Genomic DNA, 21,979 nt, shown 5'->3' with positions numbered 1-21,979 from the left:
CCGGGCGAACGAAATGCGTCCGAACTGGTAGCCCGTCGCGTCGCGGGCGAAAAGGGGGCGCGTCGGGGCCGGTGTCCGGTCGCGTCCGGACGCTTTTGCCGTGACGGGAGGACCGAAAGATGGCAAAGCCCGACCGTTAACGCAGCCGGGTCCGTTTCGCGCCGTGCAACTCATCACCACCCTTTCCGATCTGCGCGAGGCGCTTCGGCCCGCGCGCCGGGCCGAAGCCGCCATCGGCCTCGTGCCGACGATGGGCTATCTCCATCGGGGGCATATGACGCTCGTCGATCGCGCCCGGGCCGAGAACGCCGTCACCGTGGTCTCGATCTTCGTCAATCCGACGCAGTTCGGCCCGAACGAGGACTTCGCCGCCTATCCGCGCGATCTAGACCGCGATCTGGAGCTTTGCCGGGCGCATGGCGTCGATCTCGTCTTCGCCCCCGATGTGCGCGAGATGTATCCGCAGCCGATCGAGACGCATGTCGAGGTGGAATCGCTGTCGGACCTTCTGATCGGACGCCAGCGGCCCGGCCATTTCCGGGGCGTCGCGACGGTGGTGACGAAGCTCTTCAACATCGCCGAGCCGACCCGCGCCTATTTCGGCGAGAAGGATTTCCAGCAGCTGGCCGTCGTCCGCCGCATGGTGCGCGACCTGTCGATGCGCGTCGCGATCGTCGGCGTGCCGACGGTGCGCGAGGCGGACGGGCTCGCCATGTCCTCGCGCAATGTCCGCCTGTCGGCCGAGGAGCGGCAGGCCGCCCCGGTCCTCCATCGCGGCCTCGCGGCCGCCGCCGCGCGCTTCGCGGATGGCGAGCGCGACGTGGAACGGCTTCTCGCCACGCTGACGGCGACGATCGGCGCCGAGCCCTCGATCGCCCTCGTGTCAGCCGATCTCTGCGACAGCGCGACGCTGCGGCCGGTGGAAAGGGTCGGTCCCGCGCCGGCGGTGCTTCTCGTCACGGCCCGGCTCGGCGCCGTCGTCCTCATCGACCAGATGGAACTCGTGACGGAGGAAGGCCCATGAGCGCCGAAGTCGTCAGCAAGCGCCTGACCGTGCCCGATATCACCGCGCGCAAGGGCGGCCGCCCGATCGTGGCGATCACCGCCTATAGCGCGCTCACCGCGCGCCTCGTCGATCGCCATGCCGATCTCATCCTCGTCGGCGACAGCGTCGCCATGGTCGAGCATGGCATGGCCTCGACGCTCGGCGCGACGCTGGACATGATGATCCTCCACGGGCGGAGTGTGATGCGCGGCGCCGCCCGCGCCCTCGTCACCGTCGATCTGCCTTTCGGCTCCTACGAGGCGGGGCCGGACGAGGCCTTCCGCAGCGCGGCGCGGGTGCTGGGCGAGACCGGCTGCACGGCGGTGAAGCTCGAGGGCGGCGAGGCGATGGCCGGCACGGTCGCCTTTCTCGCGGCGCGCGGCGTGCCGGTCGTCGCCCATATCGGCCTGACGCCGCAGGCGGTGATGGCGCTCGGCGGCTTCCGCACGCAGGGGCGGGCCCGCGCCGACTGGGACCGCATCCGGCGCGACGCGATCGCGGTGGCGGAGGCGGGGGCCTTCGCCGTGGTGCTCGAAGGCATCGTCGAACCGCTCGCCGCCGAGATCACCGCGGCCATTCCGATCCCGACCATCGGCATCGGCGCGTCGCCGCGCTGCGACGGTCAGATCATCGTCCTGGAAGATATTCTCGGCCTGTCGCCGCGCGTGCCGCGCTTCGTCAAGCGCTTCGGATCGCTCGGCGAGGACGCGGACGCCGCGATCGCCGCCTATGCCGCGGCGGTCGGCGATCGCAGCTTTCCGGGACCGGACAACGTCTATCAGCCGAAGGACTGAGACGGGCCCGGTCGCCGGCGGCTTCAGCCGACGGGTTGCACCACCGGCATGTCCGCCAGCGCCTCGGCCTCCAGCACCAGCGGCAGGATGAAGGGCGTGCCGGCGAAGGCGTCGGCGCCGCGCCCGATGGAGCGGATCGCGGCGATCATGCGGCCGGAGCGGCCGAGCTTCTCGTCGGCGAGGGCGACGAGGCGGGCATTGGGCGTCGCGGTCGGGGCGCGGCGGCGCAGCTCCTCGGCCAGGGCCTGCTCGTCGAGATCGGGATTGATGGCGAGCGCCAGGATATACGCGGCCGCCGTCGAGCGGCTGATGCCGGCGAAGCAATGGATCGCCAGCGGCGCCTGCCGGTCCCAGCGCCGCCCGAAGTCGAGCAGCCGGTCGAGATGGCTCGTATCCGGCAGAATCATTCCGTCCATCGGCTCCACGATGTCGCTGACGCCGATGAAGAGATGCCGGTCCTCGGCGATCGGGTCGGGACGCGTCACCGGCGTGCCGACATTGATGAGCGTCACGACATCGCGCGCGCCATGCGTGTCCACCGTCGCCGGCAGATCGGCGAGCGAGGAAACGACGAGATAGGTCATCGGGAAATCGTCCTGTTGGAAGGGGTGGTGGCGTCGAGCGCCTGGAACCGCGCGATGAATTCGGCGCCGACGCTGGCCGCCGGCCGGGGCATGAAATCCTGTTCGGAAAGGAGCGCGCGCTTCGGCTGGCCGAAGAAGGTGCCCGCCTCGGCCCGGGAGAAGCCGGCGAGCAGCACCGCCTCGTGGAAGGCGGAAAGGCGATCGGCCGCCTTGATCGTCTTCTCCAGCTCCTTCGGCAGTTCGGGCGGCAGGCCGAAGCGCAGATGCACCGCCAGTTGCAGGCGCTTCTCCACTTGCTTGTAGTCGCCGCCCATCACCGCCTTGAAGGGCGAGATCATGTCACCGATCACATATTCGGGCGCATCGTGCAGCAGTGCCGCCAGCCGGGCGAGGGGGCGCGGGTCGACCGCCGCGACGATCGTCTCGACGATCAGCGAATGCTGGGCGACCGAGAAGGCATGGTCGCCGGTCGTCTGGCCGTTCCAGCGCGCGACGCGGGCGAGGCCATGCGCGATGTCCTCGATCTCGATGTCGAGCGGCGAGGGATCGAGGAGATCAAGGCGCCGGCCGGACAGCATGCGCTGCCAGACGCGGGGACGGGCGGCCGGCGATGCGCTCACGCGTCGCCCGCCATGGGCGCGTCGGATCGCGGCAGGGCATAGCCAGCCCAGGCCGGAATCGTCAGCTCGACCGGCACGCCGTCGGCGGCAATCGAGGCGTCCCCGGCCAAGGCTTCCGCCAGTCGGTCGATCCGCACCATGGCGATGCCGTCCTCGCCGATGCTGGAAAGGACCGTGCCGATCGGCTTGCCCTCGGCGAGGATCTCGGCGCCGGGCGTCAGGTGGCCGTCCGCCGCCGCCAGCATCAGGCGCCGCCGCGCCGTGCCGCGATGCTGCATGCGCGACACCACCTCCTGGCCGACATAGCAGCCCTTGCGGAAGGAGACGCCGCCGTTCTGGTCGAGCAGCACGTCATGCGGAAAGACGTCGGAGGCCGGGAAGTCGCGTTCCGCCTCGGCGATGCCGGCACGGATGCGCCGGGCGGCGAAATCCTCCGCCGTCCCGTCCTCGATGCCGGAAAGGGCCTCGCCATAGCTGCGATAGACCGTCGCTTCCGGGAAGCGGCGATCGGCCATGAGGCCCTCGGCCGCGACCGGTTCGTCCCAGACGGCGCGCACCGGCTCGTCCAGCGGCGCGATCGCGACCTTGGCGCGCAGGCGGTAGAGCGTCAGGCGCTTGGCGAGGTCGCCGCGCGCGCCGGCCGCGACATCCAGCCGGAAGTCGCCGTCCGGCCCACGGCCGATGAGGAAGTCGAACAGGATCTTGCCCTGCGGCGTCAGAAGGGCCGAAGGGCGCATCTCGGCCTCGCCGAGCGCCTCGATATCGGAGGTCACGAGGTTCTGAAGGAATTCGGCCGCCTGTTCGCCGGAAACGGCGAGCGTCGCGCGGTCCGCGAGAAGGGTCTGGGGCATGGATGGCATTGCCTCGCTTGCTTTGCAGGCGCAGCCTACGTAATCCCCGGGACGATCGGCGACAAGCTGGAGCAGCCCTCGTGACGGACACCTTCGATACGGTTCTGAAGAACGGAACGGTCGTCAACCACGATGGCGAGGGCCTTCGCGACATCGGCATCCGCGACGGGCGCATCGCCTTCATTGGCCAAATCGCGGCGGAGCGCGCCGGCGAGGTGGTCGACTGCGCCGGTCTTCACATCCTGCCGGGCGTCATCGACAGCCAGGTCCATTTCCGCGAGCCCGGCGCGACGCATAAGGAGGATCTGGAGACCGGCTCGCGCGCGGCGGTGCTCGGCGGCGTGACGACGGTCTTCGAGATGCCGAACACCAATCCGCTGACGACCGACGAGGCGGCTCTGGCCGACAAGGTGGCGCGGGCGCGGCACCGCATGCATTGCGACTTCGCCTTCTGGGTCGGCGGCACGCGCGAGAACGCCGCCGACGTGGCCGAGCTGGAGCGCCTGCCGGGCGCGGCCGGCATCAAGGTGTTCATGGGCTCCTCCACCGGCAGTCTCCTGGTCGAGGACGACGAGGGCGTGCGCTCGATCCTGAAGCGCACGCGGCGGCGCGCCGCCTTCCATTCCGAGGACGAGTTCCGCCTGCGCGAGCGGCTGGGCGAGCGGGTGGAGGGCGACCCGGCCTCCCATCCCATCTGGCGCGACGAGGAGGCGGCCCTGTCCTGCACGCGGCGGCTCGTCGCCATCGCCGAGGAGGTGGGGGCGCGGATCCATGTGCTGCATATCTCGACCGCCGAGGAGATCCCGTTTCTCGGCCAGCACAAGCGGCTGGTGACCGCCGAGGCGACGCCGCACCATCTGACGATGACCGCCGACGACTATCGGCGTCTCGGCACTCTTCTCCAGATGAACCCGCCGGTGCGCGCCGCGCGCCATCGCGACGGCATCTGGGAGGGCATCGCGCAGGGGATCATCGACGTGCTCGGCTCCGACCACGCGCCCCATACTCTGGAGGAGAAGGCGAAGCCCTATCCGGCGTCGCCCTCCGGCATGACGGGGGTCCAGACCCTGGTGCCGGTGATGCTCGACCATGTGGCGAACGGCCGCCTGTCGCTGCAGCGCTTCGTCGATCTCACCTCCGCCGGCCCGCAGCGCATCTTCGGCATCGCCGGCAAGGGCCGGATCGCCACCGGCTACGACGCGGATCTCACGGTGGTCGATCTGAAGCGGCGCCGGACGATCGAGAATTCCTGGATCGGCTCGCGCTCGCAATGGACGCCCTATGACGGCAAGGCCGTCACCGGCTGGCCGGTCGGCACGATCGTGCGCGGCGCGCGCGTGATGTGGGAGGGGGAGATCGTGGCGGCGTCGCGGGGCGAGGCGGTGCGCTTCGCCGAGACGGGCGCCTGAGCGCCCGCTCGCTCCGGCGGGATCAGTCGCCGGCGACGAAGAATTGCAGCTTGCCGTCCGGCGAGATGCCGACGCGGTAGAAGTTGTAGGCGCCGAAGCCGAGCATTTCCTGATAGTCGCCGGCGGTGACGAGCTCGAAGAGCTGCACCTTCTGCGGCTTGGTCAGCTTGTCGATCGGCAGGCCCGCGAAATAGGGCCAGACATAGATCTCGTTCTCGGTGCCGGGCTCGCTGCGGATATGGCCCGATTCGAGAAGTTCGAGCAGAATGGCGAGCACCTCGACGCCGTCGCCGTCGCCGGAGGCGGCCTTGAGATAGTCGATCGGGTCGCCGTCGATGCCGCCGAAGGAGAGGACGGTGCCGTCCTCGCCGGGCTCGATATAGGGGCGGAGCTTGTCGATCTCGCCGGACTTGGCGATCTCCATCAGCTTGGCGCGCAGGTCGCGCACCGGCGCGGGCAGGCCGGCATCGCCATAGACGACGTCGGGCGGCGGCCCGGCGGGCGGGCTGGGCACGGCGGCCTGCGAAGCCGCCGGGTCCGTGCCCTCTTCCTTCTGTGCGCCGGGTGCGACGGGCGGCTCGGCGGGCGTGCCGGTCGCGTCCGGCGCCACAGGCGGTGTCGCCGGTGCGGCGGGAGGCGTCGGCGCGGTGGGCGCCGGGGCGGAGGGCGCAATCGGCGCGGCCGCGCCGTCGGTCTGAGCCGGGGCCGGAGCGTTCGCCGCCGCGTCGCTGGCGGGCGGCTGCGTGGCCGGGGGCGGGGCCTTCGGCGCTTCGAGCGGCGGCAGCGGCGCCGCGATCACGCCGTCCTGATCGGCGACGGTGCCGTCCTGGCGGCCGATCTGCGAGAAGGCGAAGGAGGGAGCGCCGCCGGCGGCGAGAAGAAGGGCCGTCGCGAGCGACAGCCGGGCGAGGGAGCGAGGCACGATCATGGACGGGTCTCCGTCGCCTTCACGGGCGAAGGCGGGCGCAACCTCAATGCAGATTGCGTTCGGGGCGGAACTCGCCGTGTTGCAGGCGCTGGCGCAGGCTGTCGACCATGGCGACGACCTTCTCCTCGCCATGCAGGCGCACGAGCTCGGTCAGCGCGGTGGAGATCGCGGTCTCGGCGAGGATGTCCGCCTCGATCCCGTCCGACATGCCGTCGGCCCAGGCCTCGTTGTGATATTCGAAGGCGACCTGCTTCTTTTCCGCCTCGATCATCGCGTCGAGTTCGACGTTCTGCGGATCGATCATCTGCATTCCTTTCATTCGGCCTTTCGGCTTCATGCCCCGTTAAGCTCTTATCACGACCTGCGGCAGGGTCACCCCGTCCATCCGAGAGTCCTGATCGGAGCGTTAATTTCCGAAGCGCCCGGCGATATCGCGGCTGAGTGCGACGCCCTCATCCTGATAACGTCCGACCGCCATGCGTGCCGCCGGCGTGCAGCGCCGATAGACCGATGCGAAGGCGCGATAGCCGCTGTTGAAGCTGGCGATCAGCTGCTGGCGCTCGGCCGGAGCGGGCGACTGCGCCGCGAGGAGATCGTTCATGCGATCGCGCCAGATGCCGGCATTCTCGTCGCCGCAGAGCTCGCGCAGGAAATGCACCGAGCCGAGGATCGAGGCGAGGCGCGACATCGGCTTCATGAAGGGCGCCTTCGGCGCGGCCGGCGCGGGGGCCGGCGCCTCGGCGCCTGCCTCGGCCTTGCCGTTCTTGCCGGGAATCTCGGCCAGGGCGCTGCCGGCGAAGAGAGCCGACGCGCCGATGATGCCGATCAACAGGTGGCGAAGCGTGTGCATTGCAGCAAGCTGTTTACCTTCGTAAACGCAATTGCAAGACTTTCCGATGAATTTTCGCCTTTTCGACGGCGGCATGCGCTCTTGCCGCAACAGCGGGCGTCGATTCCGTATGATAGCGCGGGGCGCCGCAAGCGCAGCCTCAAAGGCCGGCGAGATGGTCGCGATGGGCGCTTGCGACGACCCGCCGGAGGCCGTCCGTCAGCCGCCCTTCCGCCTCCATGGCGGCGAGCGCCTCCAGCGGCACGAAGCGAAGCGAGCGCGCATCGTCGCCGGCGACGGGCTCGGTTCCGGGGCGCAGCCCTTCCGCCGCGCGATGCACGGCGATGACGGCATGGAAATCGGCGTCGATCGCCTCGTGCAGACAGTGGAAGACGAAGCGCCCGATGGCGAGGCCGGTCTCTTCCGCGACCTCGCGGGCGATCGCGCTAGCGATCGGCTCGCCGAATTCGACCCGGCCGCCCGGCAGGCTGAAGCGGCCTTCGTAAGGCGGCCGATGCCGCTCCACGAGAAGGATCTGGCCAGCCCGGAACAGGCAGGCCGATACGCCGAGAATGGGGGACCGCGTCATGCCTGCGAATGTGGTGGGGCGGCGGCGGCGGGCAAGCCCTGGCAAGGCGCGGGGCCGGCCGGTTTCGCTCGGCGGCCCGATCTCGGCCGTCGCGGATGATCCGCGAAGATCAGTCGTGATGGTGGACGACGCGGCGCTTCTCGACCGTCACCTTTTCCTTGCGAAACGACTGGTTGGCGGCGGCGATGGCGGCAATGCCGATCTCGCGATACTTCGCCAGGAGATCGACTTCCTTTTCGCGCTGATGCTTGGAGCGGAATTGAATGACGTTCTTCGACATCGGTTTATTTCCGGACTGGAAAGACTGCTTTATGACCTGAGGGAGCAAAGCCCCTGATTGAGACAGTTTAGTGGCGTAAAATGAACGCAACCTAAACAGCGTTAATTTTATCTTTTTCTCCGATTCGAGCGTGGCGCGGCGGTCACAGCCCGTGAAGAACACGGATCGTGTTCGAATGTTATGATTTCGTGAATCGGATTTGCCTTCGGCGCAGTTTCGTTCTAGCGGCAGGTGTGGCGGCCGAAGCGATACCGGCCAGCCTGGAGTTGACCGATGGACGACGGATTTCGCGGGCTGCGGCTCACCAATACGATGACCCGGGCGAAGGAGGCGTTCCGCCCGCTCGACTGGCGCGACGGCGCGCGGGCCGAGGCGGAGCGCCGTGTCCGCATGTATGTCTGCGGTCCGACCGTCTACGACTTCGCGCATATCGGCAATGCGCGGCCGGTGATCGTCTTCGACGTCCTGTTCCGGCTGCTCCGCCATCTCTACGGGGCGGAGCGCGTCACCTATGTGCGCAACATCACGGATGTGGACGACAAGATCAACGCGCGGGCGGCGCGCGACTTTCCCGGCCTGCCGCTGAACGAGGCGATCGCCCGCGTCACCGGGCCGACGGCCGAGCAGTTCCGCCGCGACACGGACGCGCTCGGCGCGCTGGCGCCGACGATCGAGCCGCGCGCCACGGCCTTCGTCGCGCCGCGCGGCGACGGCCTGCCGGACATGGTCTCGATGATCGAGACGCTGATCGCGCGCGGCCATGCCTATGCGGCCGGCGGCGAGGTGCTGTTCGATGTCGGCTCGATGCCCGATTACGGCGCGCTGTCGCATCGCCGGCTGGAAGACCAGCAGGCGGGCGCCCGCGTCGCGGTCGAGGCGCACAAGCGCAACCCTGGCGACTTCGTGCTCTGGAAGCTGTCGGATGCCGACGAGCCCGGCTGGGACAGTCCCTGGGGCCGGGGGCGGCCCGGCTGGCATATCGAATGCTCGGTCATGTCGGAGGCCTATCTCGGTCCGGTCTTCGACATCCATGGCGGCGGTCTCGACCTCATCTTCCCGCATCACGAGAACGAGATCGCGCAGTCGCGCTGCGCCCATGGCACGCATTCCATGGCGGAGATCTGGATGCATAACGGCTTCGTCCAGGTCGAGGGCCGGAAGATGTCGAAGTCGGAGGGCAATTTTGTCACGATCCACGACCTGCTCGAGACCGAGCGCTTCGGCGGCCGGCGCTGGCCGGGCGAGGTGCTGCGGCTGGCGATGCTGATGACGCATTATCGCGAGCCGATCGACTTCTCGCGCAAGCGCCTGGAGGAGGCCGAGGATCTTCTGGCAGGCTGGCGGCGGGCCACCGCCGGCGTCGGCGAGGCGCTGCCGAGCGAGGCCTTCGTCGCGGCCCTGTCCGACGATCTCTCGACCTCCGCGGCGATCGCCGAGCTCCACGTCCTGCGCCGCTCCGATCCGGCGGCGCTGAAGGCGAGCGCCGCGCTGATCGGCCTCGATCTCGCCCAGCCCGTCGCGCGGCTTGCCGTCGCGCCGGAGGAGATCGCGGCGCGCATCGCCGAGCGGCTGGAGCGTCTGAAAGCGAAGGACTTCGCGGCGGCCGACGCCATCCGCGCCTGGCTCTTGGAACAGGGCGTGCAGCTGAAGGACGGCAAGGACCCGGTCACCGGCGAGCGGGTGACCAGCTGGGAAAGCGTCTGACGTCCGGCATTGCGAAGACGGTCCCTCCGGACTAAGTTCAGTGGACTAAGTCCGGAGGTGGCTGATGCGGATGGTCAATATGCACGAGGCGAAGACGCATCTGTCGCGCCTCGTCGACGAGGCGGCCAAGGGCGAGCCCTTCGTCATCGCCCGCGCCGGCAAGCCGCTGGTGAAGGTCGTGCCGATCGAAGAGGCGGCGCCCGTCGAACGGCCGCCGCGCATCGGGTTCATGGTTGGCCAGGGATCGGTGCCCGACGATTTCGACACGATGTATGCCGACGAGATCCGCAGGATGTTCGAGGGCGAAGATTGAGGCTCCTTCTCGATACCCATCTTCTCCTTTGGGCAGCCCTGCGGCCGACGGCACTCTCGCCGCAGGCCGTGAAGCTGATGGGAGATTCCGGCAACGAACTGAGCTTCAGCGTCGTCACTATCTGGGAGGTCGTGATCAAGCTCGGGCGCGGGCGGGCCGATTTCGAGATCGATCCCGTCGTCTTTCGCGATAATCTTCGTCGTGGCGGCTATCACGAGATCGGTGTCGTCGCCGAGCATGTGCTCGCTGTGCGCGATCTGCCGCCGATCCATGGCGATCCCTTCGATCGCCTCTTGCTTGCCCAGGCGCGGATCGAGAATCTGACGCTGCTGACGGCCGACGGGCTGCTCGCCCGTTATCCCGGTCCCGTCCTGAAGGTCTAGGCGCCGAAGATGAGCGACACGCCGCGCCAGCCCTATCCCGCCATCGAGCCCTATCGCACCGGGCGTCTGGCGGTCGGCGACGGGCACGAGCTCCATTGGGAACTCTGCGGCGATCCGGCTGGCCTGCCGGCGGTCTTCCTGCATGGTGGTCCCGGCAGCGGCTTCATGTCGCAGCATCGGCGCCTGTTCGATCCCGCCCGCTACAACGTCCTTTTGTTCGACCAGCGCGGTTCCGGACGCTCGACCCCGTCTGGCGGTCTCGACGCCAACACGACGCATCACCTCGTCGCCGACATGGAGCGGCTGCGCACGATGCTCGGCATTCCGTCCTGGCTCGTCTTCGGCGGCTCCTGGGGCGCGACGCTGGCGCTCGCCTATGCCGAGGCGCATCCCGAGCGGGTGCGGGCGCTGGTGCTGCGCGGCGTCTTCACCGGCCGGCAAGTCGAGATCGACTGGTTCTATGGCGGCCGGGCCGGGCTGCTCTTCTCGGACCATTGGGCGGAGTTCCTGGCGCCGCTGACGGAGGCCGAGCGCGGCGATCCCGTCGCCGCCTTCCATCGCCGCCTCGCCGATCCCGAACCGCGCATCCGCGCCGAGGCCGCCGCCGCCTGGGCCGGCTGGGAGCGGCGACTGGTGACGCTGCGCGGCGGACCGGCGCGCCCGGCCGGATCGGCCGGGCCGGGGACGATCGCTTTCGCCCGGATCGAGAACCATTTCGTTCGCCATCGGCTCTGGCTGGAAGAGGGACAGCTCCTCGCCCGGGCCGATCGCCTGCGCGGCATTCCGGGCGTCATCGTCCAGGGCCGGTTCGATGTCGTGACGCCGCCGGCCACGGCCCATGCCCTGGCGCGCGCCTGGCCGGACGGCGAGCTTCGCTTGGTGGAAGGCGCCGGCCATGCCTTCGCCGAGCCGGGCATCCTGCACGAACTGCTTGCGGCGACCGATCGTTTTGCGACAGTCGCGGGATGAAGCGAGGAGAGGGACGATGAGTCTCGACAACCGACCCGTCTATACCGGCGGCTGCCAATGTGGCGCCGTGCGGTTTCGCATCGAGGGCGCGCTCGGCCGCGCCTCGATCTGCCATTGCCGCATGTGCCAGAAGGCCTTCGGCAACCTCTTCGCGCCTTTGGTGAATGTCGGGAAGGTCGTCTGGACGCGCGAGGAGCCGGCCCGCTTCCAGTCGTCCAACCATGTGCGCCGGGGCTTCTGCCCGACATGCGGCACGCCGCTGACCTACGAGGCGCCGGACGGCATGGCGCTGGCGATCGGCGCCTTCGACGACCCGACCGGCATCGCGCCCGAGATCCAGTTCGGCACGGAAGCGGAGCTGCCCTATGTCGCGGGCCTCGCCGCCCTGCCGCGACGCCCGACGCTGGAGGATCTCGAAGAGGCGCCGTTCCTGACGGATGTCGTCTCCTATCAGCATCCCGATCACGATACGGTGCCGGGCGACGCCGCCACGAGGGACCCCGCATGAGCGATCTCCGCCCGCTCTATCCGTCGGTCGAGCCCTATGCCTCCGGCCATCTCGATGTCGGCGACGGGCACCGGATCTATTGGGAGCGCTGCGGCACGCCGGGCGCCAAGCCCGCCGTCTTCCTGCATGGCGGGCCGGGCGGCGGCTCGACACCGACGCATCGCCGCTTCTTCGATCCGGCGCGCTACGACGTCCTTCTCTTCGACCAGCGCGGCTGTGGCCGCTCGACGCCCTTCGCCGCGCTGGAGGCGAACACGACCTGGCATCTCGTCGCCGATATCGAGCGCCTGCGCGAGATGGCCGATGTGCCGAACTGGCTGGTCTTCGGCGGCTCCTGGGGCTCGGCCCTGGCGCTCGCCTATGCCGAGTCGCATCCCGAACGCGTTTCCGAACTGGTGCTGCGCGGCATCTTCACGCTTCGGCGCTTCGAACTCGAATGGTACTATCAGGAGGGCGCCTCCTTCCTGTTCCCGGAAAAATGGGAGCGCTTCCTGGCGCCGATCCCCGAAGCCGAGCGCGGCGACCTGATCGGCGCCTATCGGCGGCGACTGACCGGCGAGGACCCGGAGATCAGGGCCGAGACGGCGCTCGCCTGGAGCCGCTGGGAAGGGGAAACGCTGACGCTGCTGCCCGATCCCGCCTTCAGCGCCGGCTTCGCCGACGCGGACTTCGCCTTGGCCTTCGCGCGGATCGAGAACCACTATTTCGTCCATGGCGGCTGGCTGGAGGAGGGGCAGCTCCTGCGCGACGCCCCGCGCCTCGCATCCATCCCGACCGTGATCGTGCAGGGGCGCTACGACGTGGCGACGCCGGCGGTGACGGCCTTCGATCTTCACCGCGCCCTGCCGGGAGCCGAGTTCCATCTGATCGAGGATGCCGGCCATGCGCCGACCGAGCCCGGCATTCGCGATCGGCTGATCCGGGCGACCGATCGCTTCGCCGCATCAACGGGATAAATCGCTGGCATCAATGGAATTCGGGTGTCTGGACGAAGGTCGGAGCGCTAGAACCGGCCGTCGTCCACCGCTGCGAACCCTCCGATGCCGATCGATCATGCCGAGACGTCGCGCGGCCTTCTCTGCGCCGTCGCCGCCTATCTCTTCTGGGGCCTCGTCCTGCCGCTCTACATGAAGGCGCTGCATCACGTGCCGCCGATGGAGATCGTCGGGCATCGCATCGTCTGGTCGGTGCCCATCGCCGCGCTGATCCTCTGGTGGGGCGGGGCGCTCGGCGCGGCACTCGCCAAGCTGCGCTCGCCGCGCATCCTCGGCCTCGCGGCGATCACCGCCGCGCTGATCACGCTGAACTGGAGCACCTATGTCTTCGCGATCGTGACGAACCATGCCGTGGACGCGGCGCTCGGCTACTATATCAACCCGCTCGTCAACGTGCTGATGGGCGCGGTCTTTCTCGGCGAGCGGCCGACGCGGCTGCAACTCTTCGCCATTCTCCTCGCGACGATCGCGGTGCTGATCCTCACCTTCCAGACCGGCAGCCTGCCCTGGATCTCGATCGTCCTCGCCCTCTCCTTCGGCAGCTACGGCCTGCTGCGCAAGCTCCTGCCCTTCGGCGCGGCGGAGGGGTTCTTTCTCGAAGTGTCGATCCTCGCGCTGCCCGCCGCGATCCTCATCGCGATCGCGGTGCCGGAAGGCCCGAACCATTTCGTGCCGCGGGGGCTCGATCTGGCGCTGCTCTTCGGCACCGGCCTCGTCACGGCGCTGCCGCTGATCCTCTATGCCGCCGGGGCCAAGCGCCTCGAATTCGTGACGCTCGGCATCCTCCAATATATCGCGCCGACGATGATCTTTCTCTGCGCCGTCTTCGTGTTCGGCGAGCCCTTCTCGGGCTGGCAGCTCGTCGCCTTCGTCTTCATCTGGGCCGGCGTCGCGATCTATATCGCCTCCATGCTCCAGGTGAACCGCAGCCAGCGGCGCGCGGCGACGGTGCTCGCGCCGGACGCGGACCGGGCGCCGGGCTGAACCCGGCGCTCCGCCGTCAGAGCTTGTCGATCAGCGCCGGCTCGCCGACGCGCTCCTCCGGCGCCGGGGCGTGGCGCGACAGCGTCGGCACGATATCCTCCGCCCGGTCGATCACCAGCGGCTTCACCTGATGCGCGGTGTGGATGAAGCCTTCGTCGCGCATATGCTCGAGAAGGCTGGCGAAGGGATTCCAGAAGCCGGCGATATTCGCGATGGCGATCGGCTTCGCGTGGCGGCCGAGCTGGCTCCAGGTCATGATCTCGACCAGTTCCTCCAGCGTGCCGATGCCGCCGGGCAGGGCGACGAAGGCGTCCGAGCGCTCGAACATCTTGTGTTTGCGCTCGTGCATGTCCTCGGTGACGACGAGCTCGTCGAGCCGCTTCAGCTCGCTCTCGGTCGCCTCCATGTCGATGAGGAAGCGCGGGATGATGCCGGTGACCGAGCCGCCGGCCGCGAGCACGGCATCGGACACCGCGCCCATGATGCCCTTGGTGCCGCCGCCATAGACGAGGCGGATGCCGGCTTCGCCCATGGCGGTGCCGAGCAGGCGGGCGGCTTCGAGATGGGCGGGGTCGCGGCCGGGAGAGGAGCCGCAATAGACGCAGATGGATCGAATCGAATTCATGATCCCAAATTCGGACGTCGCCGTCTTCGGGTCAAGGCGAGGCGACGCGATCCGGCCGCGCCATGCTGCGGCGCGGCCGGATGCGGGGATGGATCAGCGCGCGGCGCGGGGGCGCATGGCCATGATCAGGGCGGTGGCCAGCGCCGCCTTCAGCAGATCGCCGAGCAGGAAGGGCAGGAGGCCGACCGCGACCGCCTTCTCGAAGCCGAAGAGCACGGAAAGCCAGGCGACGCCGAAGCCGTCGATCACGGCATGGGCGGCGAGGGCCGCCAGCGCGATCGCCGGCAGGCTGCGGGCATAGCCGCGCTCCACCACGAAGCCGATCAGGGCGGCCGCGAGGACGAAGCCGAGAAGGTAGCCGCCGGTCGGGCCCATCATATAGGCGAGGCCGATGCCGCGCTCCGGCGTGCCCTGGAAGACGGGAAGGCCGAGGGCGCCTTCCGCCAGATAGGCGAGAAGGGTGGCGACGCCGAGCCGCGAGCCGTAGGTCGCGCCGATCAGCACGACGGCCAGCGTCTGCATGCTCATCTTCACCGGCCAGAACGGCACGGCCGTCTTGGCGGAGGCATAGAGCAGCAGCGAGCCGGCGGCGATCAGCGCCACGGCGCGCGCCGCCTGCTGCGCGGCACCGGCGGCCGGCCAGAAACGCTCCACCAGCGGCAAGCTCATCGAATCGCGCATGGACACCCCTCTTGTTTTTGCGATGCGGTAGGTTGAACGGCGAGCATGGGCTCGCCGTCCGCGAAAGGCAAGCCGTCCGGCCGGGCGGGCGGCTTCGCCGCGTTCAGATCGCCCGTTTCAGGCTTTCGGCGATGTAGAGCTCGCGCAGCCGCGCCGCGACCGGACCCGGCGCGCCGGTGCCGAGCGGCACGCCGTCGATCGACACGACGGGCGTGACGAAGGCGGAGGCGGAAGTGATGAAGGCCTCTTCCGCCGCCTTCGCCTCGGCCAGCGAAAAGGGCCGCTCCTCCAGTTCGATGCCGGTCGAAGCGGTGAGGGCGAGGACGGCGCCGCGCGTGATGCCGTGCAGGATGGAATGGGACAGGGGCCGCGTCACCACCTTGCCGCCGGCGACGATATAGGCGTTGTTCGAGGAGCCCTCGGTGACGAGACCTTCGTCATCCACCATCCAGGCATCGTCGGCGCCCTTCGCCTTCGCCTCCATCTTGGCCAGCGTCGGGTAGAGAAGCTGCACGGTCTTGATGTCGCGCCGTGCCCAGCGCAGGTCCGGCACCGAGGCGACCTTCAGGCCCCGCCGCACCGTCTCGCGCTCGAGGACGGCGAGCTTCTGCGTGAAGAGCACCAGGCTCGGCGCCGTGCCCTCCGGCGGGAATGCGAAGTCGCGATCGGCGGCGCCGCGCGTCACCTGGAGATAGACGAGGCCCTCGTCGAGTTCGTTGCGGCGCACGAGCTCGCGATGGATCGCGAGGATCTCCTCCTCGCCGGCGGGAGCCGCCATGGCGAGTTCGCCGAGCGAGCGCTTCAGCCGCGCCATGTGGCCGGGGAAATCGATCAGCTTGCCGCCGATCACCGTCGTCACCTCGTAGACGCCGTCCGCCATGAGGAAGCCGCGATCGAAGATCGAGACCTTCGCCTCGCTTTCCGGCAGGTAGTCGCCGTTGACATAGGTGATGCGCTGCATGGGAGAACCCGGTTCTGGAGGTCGCGGCCCTTGCGCTAAAGAAAAGCGCGGAAGATTTCCACCGAGCCGCCGTCCCGCGCGCCGAAAACCGTTGTCTTTCGAGCGCGAAGCAAGGACAAGACGCGACAGGGACGCCGCGTGCCGGCGTGAGGAGGGAAACGATGGCGAACACTCTCGGCTTGGATCTCGGAACATCCTCGTTGAAGGCCCTGATCGTCGACGAGACGCAGGCGCCGGTCGCGACGGTCAGCGTGCCGCTCAGCGTCGAGCGGCCGCATTTCGGCTGGTCCGAACAGGATCCGGCGAGCTGGATCGCCGCCTGCCGCGAGGCGCTCGCCCGGCTGAAGGCCGAAAATCCGGCCGCCGTGGCCGCCGTCGCCGGCATCGGCCTCTCCGGCCATATGCACGGCGCGACGCTGCTCGGCGCCGGCGACGAGGTGCTGCGCCCCTGCATCCTCTGGAACGACACGCGCAGCTTCCGCGAGGCGCGCGAGCTGGACGACGAGGAAGGCCGGGCGATCACCGGCAATATCGTCTTCCCCGGCTTCACCGCGCCGAAGCTCCTCTGGGTGCTGCGCAACGAGCCGAACATCTTCGAGCGCGTGCGCCGCGTGCTGCTGCCGAAGGACTATCTGCGCCTCTGGCTGACGGGCGAGGCCATGTCCGAGATGTCGGACGCGGCCGGCACGTCCTGGCTCGACACGGCCGGCCGGCGCTGGTCGGACCGGATGCTGGAGCGCACGAGCCTGTCGCGCGATCAGATGCCGGGCCTCGTCGAGGGCACGGAGGTCAGCGGTCGGCTGCGGGCCGAGCTCGCGGCCGAATGGGGCATGCCGCAGGTCGTGGTGGCCGGCGGCGGCGGCGACAACGCGGCCTCGGCCTGCGGCGTCGGCGTGGTGCAGCCCGGCACCGGCTTCCTGTCGCTCGGCACGTCCGGCGTGCTCTTCACCGCCGCCGAACGCTACGAGCCGCGCCCCGAGACGGCGATCCACACCTTCTGCCACGCCATTCCCGGCACCTGGCACCAGATGGGCGTGACGCTGTCGGCCGCCGCCTCGATCGAATGGCTGTCGACGGTGCTGAAGGAAAAGCCGGGCGAGCTCACCGGGCCGCTCGGCGAGAGCTGCGACGCGCCCGGCCGAGCGATCTTCCTGCCCTATCTCGCCGGCGAGCGCACGCCGCATAACGACGCCGACATTCGCGGCGTCTTCGTCGGCCTCGAAGCCTCGACGGACAGGGCCGCGATGGTGCGGGCGGTGCTCGAAGGCGTCGCCTTCTCCATGCGCGACTGCCTGGAGGCCGGCGGCGGCGTCGGCTCGGTGTCGCGCCTCGTCGCGGTCGGCGCCGGTTCGCGCTCCGGCTATTGGCTGGATCTGATGGCGAACGCGCTGCGCTGCGAGATCGTGCTGCCGGCCTCCGGCGATTTCGGCGCGGCGCTCGGTGCGGCCCGGCTCGGCCTCGTGGCAGCCACCGGCGCCGATCCGGCGACGGTGATGCCGGAGCCGCCGACGGCCCGCGTCTTCGCCCCGCGCGCCGAACTCGAAGGGGCCTTCGAGGATGCCTATCGCCGCTATCGCACGCTCTATCCGGCGATCCGCGACTGGAGCGCGGCGTCCTGACGGCGCCGTGCCGGTCCTGCATCAGATGGAGCGGCGCTTCGGCCGCTTCGTCCTTCTCGCGGTGGTGCTCGGCTTCGCCGCGCTGGTCGTGGCGGTCGCCGCCGCCGCCTGGGGGTTCGCCCGCACGCAGGAGATGAACGGTCTCCTGGTCCATACCTACCGGGTCGAACTGACGCTCGCCGAGATCCGCACGCTCACCGAGCGGGCGGAGACGTCGCGGCGCGGTTTCCTGATCGAGCCGAACGAGCGGTTCTTCCAGACCTTCGTCGATACGGAGGCGCAGATCGCGCCGGTGCTGGGAACGATCGACCGGCTCGTCGCCGACAATCCGTCGCAGGTCGAGCGGGCGCAGCGTCTGCGCTCCGATGTCGAGCGGCAGCGCCTCACCATCGCCTCGTCCTTCGAGACGCGCCGAGGGGGCGACGCGGCGACGGCTCGGCAGGCTTTCCTCAGCGAAGGCGGCGGCGACATCATCCGCGATCTCCGCCGCATCGCCGACGAGATGGTCGCCGAGGAGCAGGGGCTTCTCGATGCGCGCCGGCAGGCGCAGGAGCGAAGCCTCGCCCATACCTACTGGATCCTGGCGGCGGCGGGTCTGATCCTCGTCGTCGTCGGCGGCGGCACGGTGGAACTGGTGCGGCGCAATCTCGCCGCGCTGCGCGCCTCGCGCAACGATCTGCGCGCCCTCAACGACAATCTCGAAGCGGCGGTGGAAACGCGCACCGCCGACCTACAGCGCGCCAATGACGAGATCCAGCGCTTCGCCTATATCGTCAGCCACGATCTGCGCTCGCCCCTCGTCAACGTCATGGGCTTCACCAGCGAGCTCGACGCGGCGCTGAAGCCTCTGTCCGATCTGGTGGAGCGCGCCGAGGCCGAGGCCCCGCAGCTCGCCTCGGAGGAGGCGAAGCTCGCCGTGCGCGAGGATCTGCCCGAGGCGATCGGTTTCATCCGCTCCTCGACGCAGAAGATGGACCGGCTGATCAACGCCATCCTGCGCCTGTCGCGCGAGGGGCGGCGCGTCATCCAGCCGGAGCGTATCGACGCCGCCGAGGTGCTGGAGGGCATCGCCGCGAGCCTGGCGCATCGCAGCGGCGAGATCGGCGCGGAGATCGCGATCGAAAAGCCGCTGCCCGGCCTCGTCAGCGATCGGCTGGCGGTGGAGCAGATCTTTTCCAATCTCATCGAGAACGCGTTGAAATACCGCGATCAGGCCCGGCCCGCGCGGATCGCCATCCGCGGCCGGCGCGAGGGGAAGCGCGTCGTCTTCGACGTCGCGGACAACGGCCGGGGTATCGATCCGCGCGATCACGAGCGGATCTTCGATCTTTTCCGCCGGTCCGGCCCGCAGGATCAGCCGGGTGAGGGAATCGGGCTTGCGCATGTGCGCGCGCTTGCCTACCGCCTCGGCGGAAATATCTCCTGTTCCTCGGAATTGGGCCGGGGCTCGACCTTCAGTCTGGCCCTGCCAGCGATATATAGTCCCCGGAAGGAGGGATGACGGCTTGAGCAGTTCGCAGCACTCGGTGACGATCGTGATGATCGAGGACGACGAGGGCCATGCGCGGCTGATCGAGAAGAATATCCGTCGCGCCGGCGTCTCCAACACGATCCGCCATTTCACGGACGGCACCTCGGCCCTCGCCTATCTCTTCGACGCGGCCGACGGTCCGGCCCGCAACGGGCCCGCCATGGTGCTGCTCGATCTCAACCTGCCCGACATGAGCGGCACCGACATCCTGGTGCGGATGAAGGCGGAGACGAGCGCCTTGAAGCGCACGCCGGTCGTGGTGCTGACGACGACCGACGACAAGGTGGAGATCCAGCGCTGCTACGATCTCGGGGCGAATGTCTACATCACCAAGCCGGTGAACTACGAATCCTTTGCGCAGGCGATTCGGCAGCTCGGCCTCTTCCTGTCGGTGATCCAGATCCCGGACCCGGAGGCGCCGTGACCGTGGGCGGCCCGCCGCGCTTTCTCTATATCGACGACGATGAGGGCCTTCGCCGGCTCTCGGCCAAGCATCTCCAACGGCGCGGCTTCGATGTCGTCACCGCCGCCACCGGCCCCGAAGGCATCGCGCTCCTCGAAGGCGCGGCCTTCGACGTCGTGGCGATCGACCATTACATGCCGGAGGTCGACGGGCTGGAAACGCTGCGCCGGCTGGCCGCCGCGCTGCCGGACCATCCGCCCGTCGTCTATGTCACCGGATCGGACGAGAGCCGCATCGCCGTCGCGGCCCTGAAGGCCGGTGCCGCCGACTATGTCGTGAAGAGCATCGGCGAGGAATTCTTCGACCTCCTGGCCACCGCGCTGCTCCAGGCGGTGGAGCGCGAGGGGCTGAAGCGGGCGGCGGCCGAGGCGCAGGCGGCGCTGAGGGACACGAATGCGCGGCTGGAAACGCTGCTGCGCGAGATGAACCACCGCATCGCCAACAGTCTTCAGATGGTCTCTGCCTTCGTCATCATGCAGACCAGCGCGCTCGGCGACGAGAACGCCAAGGCGGCCTTGCGCCAGACGCAGCAGCGCATCCTCGCCGTCGCGCAGGCCCATCGCAAGCTCTACACCGCCGACGACATCGAGACGGTCGAGATGGCCGACTATCTGGCGGCCCTCCTGGTCGACCTGGAGGACACCTGGTCGGCGCCGGCCGCGCCGCGCCGTCTGCGGCTCGAGGCCGACGTGCTGAAGCTGAAGACCGATAAGGCGGTGGCCGTCGGCGTGATCGTCAACGAGCTCGTCAGCAATGCCTGCAAATACGCCTATCCCGCCGATGGCGCGGGCGAGGTGAGGGTGTTGCTGCGGCGAAAGGGCGAGACCGGCTTCCATCTCGCCGTCGAGGACGACGGGCCGGGCTTCGAGGCCGCGACCATGCCGCGCGGCACGGGCATCGGCCGCAAGCTCGTCGCCGCCATGGCGGCCAACCTGCGCTGCGAGGTCGATTACCGGCGCGAGGCGACCGGCTTCCGCATCCGGCTCGACGCCGCGATCTGAGGCTCGGACGGACGCCCGGCGCCTTCCGCCGGCGCAGCGCATCAAAAAACCGCCCCGGCGGAGCCGGAGCGGTTTCCAGGCGATCGTCAGTCCGAGAGCTTACTTGGCCATCTCGGCATAGGTGATCTTGCCTTCGGCATTCGGCTTCCAGACATACATCGTGTAGTCGGCATCCTTGCGGTCGCCCTTCTTGTCGAAGGCGAGCGTGCCGATGACGGTCGAGATCGGCTCACCCTCGTGCAGCTTCTCGGCCACCTTCTGCGGATCGGTCGAGCCGGCCTTCTTGATGCCGTCGGCGATGACCTGCACGGCCGCGTAGGAGTAGAGCGTATAGGCTTCCGGCTCGAAGCCGGCCTTGCGGAACGCGTCGACCACGCTCTTGGCGGCCGGGTTCTTGCGCGCGTCCGGGCCGAAGGTCATCAGCGTGCCGTCGACGGCCGGGCCGCCGATCGAGGCGAACTCGTCGGAGGTGATGCCGTCGCCCGACATGAAGACCGGCTTGAAGCCGGCATCGGCCGACTGGCGGATGATCAGGCCGCCCTCGGTATGGAGGCCGCCCCAATAGATGACCTCGACGCCGGCGCCCTTCATCTTGGAGATCAGCGAGGAGAAGTCCTTGTCGCCGACATTGACGCCCTCGTACATGACTTCCTTGACGCCCGCGGCGTTCATCGCCTTTTTGGTCTCGTCGGCGAGGCCCTGGCCATAGGTCGTCTTGTCGTGGATGACGGCGACCTTCTTGTCCTTCAGGTTCTTGGCGATGTAGCCGCCGGCCACCGAGCCCTGCTGGTCGTCGCGGCCGCAGGTGCGGAACGTGTTCCAGAGGCCGCGCTCGGTGAATTTCGGATTGGTCGAGGCGGGGGTGACCTGCAGGATGCCGTTCTCGGCGAAGACGTCCGAGGAGGGGATCGAGACGGCCGAGTTGAAGTTGCCGACCACGAAGGTCACGCCGTCGCCGACGAACTTGTTGGCGACCGAGACGCCCTGCTTGGGATCGGACACGTCGTCGCCGAGCGACAGCACGACCTTCTCGCCATTGATGCCGCCGGCGGCGTTGATGTCGGCGACGGCCTGTTCGGCGCCCTTCTGGAGCTGCGCGCCGAAGGCGGCGTTCGGGCCGGTCAGCGGGCCCGCCACGCCGAGCTTGATGTCGGCGAAGGCGGTGCCGGCCAGCAGCATGCCGGCCACCAGCGTCATGCCGGAAAGCATAATCTTGCGCATTCTCGACTCCATGGTTGTCGAAGGCTGGTTCCGCTTGCCGGAACCGATGATCGGGTGATGCCGCGGGAACCGAATGTTCAACACTTCCATCG

Annotated in this window: 26 protein-coding genes; 14 read left to right on the top strand and 12 right to left on the bottom strand. The window is 69.0% G+C overall.

The features are described from left to right. Positions 1-163 precede the first annotated feature (163 nt). Positions 164-1,024, top strand: coding sequence for a pantoate--beta-alanine ligase (gene panC, locus IEY14_RS21145; RefSeq protein WP_188912064.1), 861 nt, complete (start codon positions 164-166; stop codon positions 1,022-1,024). Beyond that, positions 1,021-1,839, top strand: a complete 819-nt coding sequence (gene panB / locus IEY14_RS21140) for a 3-methyl-2-oxobutanoate hydroxymethyltransferase (protein ID WP_188912062.1) — start codon at positions 1,021-1,023, stop codon at positions 1,837-1,839. The genes panC and panB overlap by 4 nt, the downstream gene beginning before the upstream one ends. A gap of 23 nt (positions 1,840-1,862) precedes the next feature. Here the strand turns inward: panB and IEY14_RS21135 are convergent, their stop codons facing one another. The 3 genes from IEY14_RS21135 to ygfZ are packed head-to-tail and all read right to left on the bottom strand — an operon-like array spanning position 1,863 to position 3,894. Further along, the gene (locus IEY14_RS21135; protein WP_188912060.1) at positions 1,863-2,423 is read right to left on the bottom strand and encodes a tyrosine phosphatase family protein; all 561 of its coding nucleotides are present in this window, start codon (positions 2,421-2,423) and stop codon (positions 1,863-1,865) included. Beyond that, on the bottom strand, positions 2,420-3,001 hold the full coding sequence (locus IEY14_RS21130) for a YfbR-like 5'-deoxynucleotidase (RefSeq protein ID WP_188912328.1): 582 nt from the start codon (positions 2,999-3,001) through the stop codon (positions 2,420-2,422). The genes IEY14_RS21135 and IEY14_RS21130 overlap by 4 nt, the downstream gene beginning before the upstream one ends. A gap of 38 nt (positions 3,002-3,039) precedes the next feature. Continuing rightward, entirely contained in the window at positions 3,040-3,894 is an 855-nt protein-coding gene (gene ygfZ, locus IEY14_RS21125) for a CAF17-like 4Fe-4S cluster assembly/insertion protein YgfZ (protein WP_188912059.1), read from the bottom strand. 80 nt (positions 3,895-3,974) lie between these two features. On the opposite strand from ygfZ, the gene IEY14_RS21120 reads away from it, so the two are divergent. Further along, positions 3,975-5,303, top strand: coding sequence for a dihydroorotase (locus IEY14_RS21120; RefSeq protein WP_188912058.1), 1,329 nt, complete (start codon positions 3,975-3,977; stop codon positions 5,301-5,303). A 22-nt stretch (positions 5,304-5,325) separates the two neighbouring features. On the opposite strand, the gene IEY14_RS21115 is transcribed toward IEY14_RS21120, so the two are convergent. The 5 genes from IEY14_RS21115 to IEY14_RS21095 all read right to left on the bottom strand — a co-directional run bounded on the left by IEY14_RS21115 (position 5,326) and on the right by IEY14_RS21095 (position 7,929). After that, positions 5,326-6,231 carry a hypothetical protein gene (locus IEY14_RS21115; protein ID WP_188912057.1) on the bottom strand — a complete coding sequence of 302 codons (906 nt, stop codon included), beginning with the start codon at positions 6,229-6,231 and terminating at the stop codon, positions 5,326-5,328. A 43-nt stretch (positions 6,232-6,274) separates the two neighbouring features. After that, on the bottom strand, positions 6,275-6,541 hold the full coding sequence (locus IEY14_RS21110) for a hypothetical protein (RefSeq protein WP_373289022.1): 267 nt from the start codon (positions 6,539-6,541) through the stop codon (positions 6,275-6,277). Between the two features lie 96 nt (positions 6,542-6,637). Continuing rightward, positions 6,638-7,081, bottom strand: coding sequence for a TIGR02301 family protein (locus IEY14_RS21105; protein WP_188912055.1), 444 nt, complete (start codon positions 7,079-7,081; stop codon positions 6,638-6,640). Between the two features lie 139 nt (positions 7,082-7,220). After that, complete coding sequence (locus IEY14_RS21100) at positions 7,221-7,649, bottom strand: NUDIX domain-containing protein (RefSeq protein ID WP_188912054.1); 429 nt, start codon at positions 7,647-7,649, stop codon at positions 7,221-7,223. A 109-nt stretch (positions 7,650-7,758) separates the two neighbouring features. After that, positions 7,759-7,929 (bottom strand): hypothetical protein, encoded by a 171-nt coding sequence (locus IEY14_RS21095; protein WP_188912052.1) that lies wholly within the window; start codon positions 7,927-7,929, stop codon positions 7,759-7,761. A 273-nt stretch (positions 7,930-8,202) separates the two neighbouring features. Between IEY14_RS21095 and cysS the strand changes: the two genes are divergently transcribed. From cysS to rarD, 7 genes are all read left to right on the top strand, one after another. Beyond that, the gene (gene cysS / locus IEY14_RS21090) at positions 8,203-9,633 is read left to right on the top strand and encodes a cysteine--tRNA ligase (RefSeq protein ID WP_188912051.1); all 1,431 of its coding nucleotides are present in this window, start codon (positions 8,203-8,205) and stop codon (positions 9,631-9,633) included. 64 nt (positions 9,634-9,697) lie between these two features. Next, positions 9,698-9,946, top strand: a complete 249-nt coding sequence (locus IEY14_RS21085; protein WP_188912050.1) for a type II toxin-antitoxin system Phd/YefM family antitoxin — start codon at positions 9,698-9,700, stop codon at positions 9,944-9,946. Beyond that, positions 9,943-10,329 carry a type II toxin-antitoxin system VapC family toxin gene (locus tag IEY14_RS21080; protein WP_188912049.1) on the top strand — a complete coding sequence of 129 codons (387 nt, stop codon included), beginning with the start codon at positions 9,943-9,945 and terminating at the stop codon, positions 10,327-10,329. The genes IEY14_RS21085 and IEY14_RS21080 overlap by 4 nt, the downstream gene beginning before the upstream one ends. A 9-nt stretch (positions 10,330-10,338) precedes the next feature. Further along, entirely contained in the window at positions 10,339-11,298 is a 960-nt protein-coding gene (gene pip / locus IEY14_RS21075; RefSeq protein ID WP_188912048.1) for a prolyl aminopeptidase, read from the top strand. A gap of 16 nt (positions 11,299-11,314) precedes the next feature. After that, positions 11,315-11,806 carry a GFA family protein gene (locus tag IEY14_RS21070; protein ID WP_188912047.1) on the top strand — a complete coding sequence of 164 codons (492 nt, stop codon included), beginning with the start codon at positions 11,315-11,317 and terminating at the stop codon, positions 11,804-11,806. Beyond that, on the top strand, positions 11,803-12,762 hold the full coding sequence (pip, locus tag IEY14_RS21065; protein ID WP_188912044.1) for a prolyl aminopeptidase: 960 nt from the start codon (positions 11,803-11,805) through the stop codon (positions 12,760-12,762). Before IEY14_RS21070 ends, pip (IEY14_RS21065) begins: the two co-directional genes overlap by 4 nt. Before the next feature lie 84 nt (positions 12,763-12,846). After that, the gene (gene rarD, locus IEY14_RS21060; protein WP_188912042.1) at positions 12,847-13,785 is read left to right on the top strand and encodes an EamA family transporter RarD; all 939 of its coding nucleotides are present in this window, start codon (positions 12,847-12,849) and stop codon (positions 13,783-13,785) included. 16 nt (positions 13,786-13,801) lie between these two features. Here rarD and IEY14_RS21055 read toward each other — a convergent pair whose 3' ends face one another. The 3 genes from IEY14_RS21055 to IEY14_RS21045 all read right to left on the bottom strand — a co-directional run bounded on the left by IEY14_RS21055 (position 13,802) and on the right by IEY14_RS21045 (position 16,052). Beyond that, a complete protein-coding gene (locus IEY14_RS21055; RefSeq protein ID WP_188912040.1) occupies positions 13,802-14,410 on the bottom strand; it encodes an LOG family protein in 609 nt (202 codons plus the stop codon). A 93-nt stretch (positions 14,411-14,503) separates the two neighbouring features. Then, on the bottom strand, positions 14,504-15,091 hold the full coding sequence (locus IEY14_RS21050) for a biotin transporter BioY (protein ID WP_188912038.1): 588 nt from the start codon (positions 15,089-15,091) through the stop codon (positions 14,504-14,506). Between the two features lie 103 nt (positions 15,092-15,194). Then, positions 15,195-16,052 (bottom strand): D-amino-acid transaminase, encoded by an 858-nt coding sequence (locus IEY14_RS21045; protein WP_188912036.1) that lies wholly within the window; start codon positions 16,050-16,052, stop codon positions 15,195-15,197. Positions 16,053-16,213: 161 nt separating this feature from the next. Here IEY14_RS21045 and xylB point away from each other — a divergent pair, with 161 nt between their 5' ends. From xylB to IEY14_RS21025, 4 genes are read left to right on the top strand one after another with little or no spacing between them, the layout of a single operon-like run. Further along, positions 16,214-17,671 carry a xylulokinase gene (gene xylB / locus IEY14_RS21040; RefSeq protein WP_188912033.1) on the top strand — a complete coding sequence of 486 codons (1,458 nt, stop codon included), beginning with the start codon at positions 16,214-16,216 and terminating at the stop codon, positions 17,669-17,671. Between the two features lie 7 nt (positions 17,672-17,678). Beyond that, positions 17,679-19,172, top strand: a complete 1,494-nt coding sequence (locus tag IEY14_RS21035) for a sensor histidine kinase (RefSeq protein WP_210318519.1) — start codon at positions 17,679-17,681, stop codon at positions 19,170-19,172. Between the two features lie 37 nt (positions 19,173-19,209). Then, positions 19,210-19,626: a response regulator gene (locus IEY14_RS21030; RefSeq protein WP_188912324.1), complete on the top strand. Its 417-nt coding sequence runs from the start codon at positions 19,210-19,212 to the stop codon at positions 19,624-19,626. Continuing rightward, positions 19,623-20,666, top strand: a complete 1,044-nt coding sequence (locus IEY14_RS21025; protein WP_188912031.1) for a sensor histidine kinase — start codon at positions 19,623-19,625, stop codon at positions 20,664-20,666. The genes IEY14_RS21030 and IEY14_RS21025 overlap by 4 nt, the downstream gene beginning before the upstream one ends. Positions 20,667-20,765: 99 nt before the next feature. Here the strand turns inward: IEY14_RS21025 and IEY14_RS21020 are convergent, their stop codons facing one another. Then, positions 20,766-21,887, bottom strand: a complete 1,122-nt coding sequence (locus IEY14_RS21020; protein WP_188912029.1) for a branched-chain amino acid ABC transporter substrate-binding protein — start codon at positions 21,885-21,887, stop codon at positions 20,766-20,768. Positions 21,888-21,979 lie beyond the last annotated feature (92 nt).

Source organism: Aureimonas endophytica (assembly GCF_014642635.1).
In the GTDB taxonomy this organism is placed as follows: Bacteria; Pseudomonadota; Alphaproteobacteria; order Rhizobiales; family Rhizobiaceae; genus Plantimonas; species Plantimonas endophytica.
The sequence above is the reverse complement of the archived record's forward strand: the minus strand, read 5'-3'. Positions and strand labels throughout refer to the sequence as shown.

Bases quoted from the DNA above. Each gene is read 5' to 3' on its own strand.
- panB (WP_188912062.1), top strand. From the start codon at position 1,021: ATGAGCGCCGAAGTCGTCAGCAAGCGCCTGACCGTGCCCGATATCACC.
- IEY14_RS21135 (WP_188912060.1), bottom strand. From the start codon at position 2,423: ATGACCTATCTCGTCGTTTCCTCGCTCGCCGATCTGCCGGCGACGGTG.
- IEY14_RS21130 (WP_188912328.1), bottom strand. From the start codon at position 3,001: ATGCTGTCCGGCCGGCGCCTTGATCTCCTCGATCCCTCGCCGCTCGAC.
- ygfZ (WP_188912059.1), bottom strand. From the start codon at position 3,894: ATGCCCCAGACCCTTCTCGCGGACCGCGCGACGCTCGCCGTTTCCGGC.
- IEY14_RS21115 (WP_188912057.1), bottom strand. From the start codon at position 6,231: ATGATCGTGCCTCGCTCCCTCGCCCGGCTGTCGCTCGCGACGGCCCTT.
- IEY14_RS21110 (WP_373289022.1), bottom strand. From the start codon at position 6,541: ATGCAGATGATCGATCCGCAGAACGTCGAACTCGACGCGATGATCGAG.
- IEY14_RS21105 (WP_188912055.1), bottom strand. From the start codon at position 7,081: ATGCACACGCTTCGCCACCTGTTGATCGGCATCATCGGCGCGTCGGCT.
- IEY14_RS21100 (WP_188912054.1), bottom strand. From the start codon at position 7,649: ATGACGCGGTCCCCCATTCTCGGCGTATCGGCCTGCCTGTTCCGGGCT.
- IEY14_RS21095 (WP_188912052.1), bottom strand. From the start codon at position 7,929: ATGTCGAAGAACGTCATTCAATTCCGCTCCAAGCATCAGCGCGAAAAG.
- cysS (WP_188912051.1), top strand. From the start codon at position 8,203: ATGGACGACGGATTTCGCGGGCTGCGGCTCACCAATACGATGACCCGG.
- IEY14_RS21085 (WP_188912050.1), top strand. From the start codon at position 9,698: ATGCGGATGGTCAATATGCACGAGGCGAAGACGCATCTGTCGCGCCTC.
- pip (WP_188912048.1), top strand. From the start codon at position 10,339: ATGAGCGACACGCCGCGCCAGCCCTATCCCGCCATCGAGCCCTATCGC.
- IEY14_RS21070 (WP_188912047.1), top strand. From the start codon at position 11,315: ATGAGTCTCGACAACCGACCCGTCTATACCGGCGGCTGCCAATGTGGC.
- pip (WP_188912044.1), top strand. From the start codon at position 11,803: ATGAGCGATCTCCGCCCGCTCTATCCGTCGGTCGAGCCCTATGCCTCC.
- rarD (WP_188912042.1), top strand. From the start codon at position 12,847: ATGCCGATCGATCATGCCGAGACGTCGCGCGGCCTTCTCTGCGCCGTC.
- IEY14_RS21055 (WP_188912040.1), bottom strand. From the start codon at position 14,410: ATGAATTCGATTCGATCCATCTGCGTCTATTGCGGCTCCTCTCCCGGC.
- IEY14_RS21050 (WP_188912038.1), bottom strand. From the start codon at position 15,091: ATGCGCGATTCGATGAGCTTGCCGCTGGTGGAGCGTTTCTGGCCGGCC.
- IEY14_RS21045 (WP_188912036.1), bottom strand. From the start codon at position 16,052: ATGCAGCGCATCACCTATGTCAACGGCGACTACCTGCCGGAAAGCGAG.
- xylB (WP_188912033.1), top strand. From the start codon at position 16,214: ATGGCGAACACTCTCGGCTTGGATCTCGGAACATCCTCGTTGAAGGCC.
- IEY14_RS21030 (WP_188912324.1), top strand. From the start codon at position 19,210: ATGATCGAGGACGACGAGGGCCATGCGCGGCTGATCGAGAAGAATATC.
- IEY14_RS21020 (WP_188912029.1), bottom strand. From the start codon at position 21,887: ATGCGCAAGATTATGCTTTCCGGCATGACGCTGGTGGCCGGCATGCTG.